Source organism: Gammaproteobacteria bacterium, from assembly GCA_003696665.1.
In the GTDB taxonomy this organism is placed as follows: Bacteria; Pseudomonadota; Gammaproteobacteria; order Enterobacterales.
Genome location: RFGJ01000669.1, coordinates 1 through 1,747 on the forward strand (window position 1 = coordinate 1; position 1,747 = coordinate 1,747).

The following is a 1,747-nucleotide window of genomic DNA, read 5'->3' on the forward strand; positions in this document are numbered from 1 at the left end:
GAGTTTCCATCGCTGGCGTGGCGCGGCGAAGAAAAATGCATTTTTTTCGAAGAAACCTGTTGACGGCGGAAGGAACCACGCTAAACTGAGCCCCGCATTTGAGACGGCGACCCGAGACGCCGATAGGGAGAAAAGGATCGGCGGCGGGTTGATTCGCCTCTAGGCAGATCGACGAGGATCTTTGAAACTTGAGTTGTGCGATAAGAACGGCCCGTTTGGAGGGTTCGCCCTCCAAAAGGAGTTTTAGCAACCCGCGCGATCGAAAGATCGCGAGAATCAACACTTTCCGACGGAGAGTTTGATTCTGGCTCAGAACGAACGCTGGCGGCGTGGATAAGACATGCAAGTCGTGCGGAGGTTGTCGGGTAGCAATACTTGGCGACCTTAGCGGCGAAAGGGTGCGTAACACGTTGGTAATCTACCGTGAAGTTGGGGATAACCTGCCGAAAGGTAGGCTAATACCGAATGTGGGCCCCTCCGGGATGCCGGAGAGGCCTAAAGCCGGGGACCTTCGGGCCTGGCGCTTCACGATGAGCCTGCGGCCTATCAGCTAGTTGATGGGGTAATGGCCCACCAAGGCGAAGACGGGTAGCTGGTCTGAGAGGATGGCCAGCCACACTGGAACTGAGACACGGTCCAGACACCTACGGGTGGCAGCAGTCGAGAATCTTTCACAATGGGGGCAACCCTGATGGAGCGACGCCGCGTGGGGGATGAAGGGCTTCGGCTCGTAAACCCCTGTCATCCGCGAGCAAAGCTCACCGGTGAACAATCGGTCGAGTCTGATAGTAGCGGAAGAGGAAGGGACGGCTAACTCTGTGCCAGCAGCCGCGGTAATACAGAGGTCCCGAGCGTTGTTCGGATTCACTGGGCGTAAAGGGTGCGTAGGTGGTGGCGCAAGTCTGGTGTGAAAGCTCCGGGCTCAACCCGGAAAGGTCATCGGAAACTGCGTCACTAGAGGGTTGGAGAGGGGACTGGAATTCTCGGTGTAGCAGTGAAATGCGTAGATATCGAGAGGAACACCAGTGGCGAAGGCGAGTCCCTGGACAACTCCTGACACTGAGGCACGAAAGCTGGGGGAGCAAACAGGATTAGATACCCTGGTAGTCCCAGCCCTAAACGGTGCACATTTGCTGTGGGCGGATTACACCCCGTCCGTGGCGTAGCTAACGCGTTAAATGTGCCGCCTGGGGAGTACGGCCGCAAGGCTAAAACTCAAAGAAATTGACGGGGGCCTGCACAAGCGGTGGAGTATGTGGCTTAATTCGATGCAACGCGAAGAACCTTACCTGGCCTTGACATGCAGGTGGTAAAAGCCCGAAAGGGTGATGACCCCGCAAGGGGAGCCTGCACAGGTGCTGCATGGCTGTCGTCAGCTCGTGTCGTGAGATGTTGGGTTAAGTCCCGCAACGAGCGCAACCCTCGTGTCCTGTTGCCACCCCCGGTTCGCCGGGGAGCACTCTGGACAGACCGCCCCGCTTCAACGGGGAGGAAGGTGGGGACGACGTCAAGTCAGTATGGCCCTTACGGCCAGGGCTGCACACGTACTACAATGCCCGCTACAATGGGACGCAATACCGCAAGGTGGAGCAAATCCCCAAAAGCGGGCCCAGTTCAGATTGTCGGCTGCAACTCGCCGGCATGAAGCTGGAATCGCTAGTAATGGCGCATCAGCTACGGCGCCGTGAATACGTTCCCAGGCCTTGTACACACCGCCCGTCACATCATGAAAGCCGGCTGTACCCGA

At 57.7% G+C, this 1,747-nt stretch carries 1 rRNA gene; it reads left to right on the forward strand.

The features are described 5' to 3' along the window. Nucleotides 1–289: 289 nt before the first annotated feature. Nucleotides 290–1,747, forward strand: a 16S ribosomal RNA gene (locus D6694_15870); the annotation flags it as partial.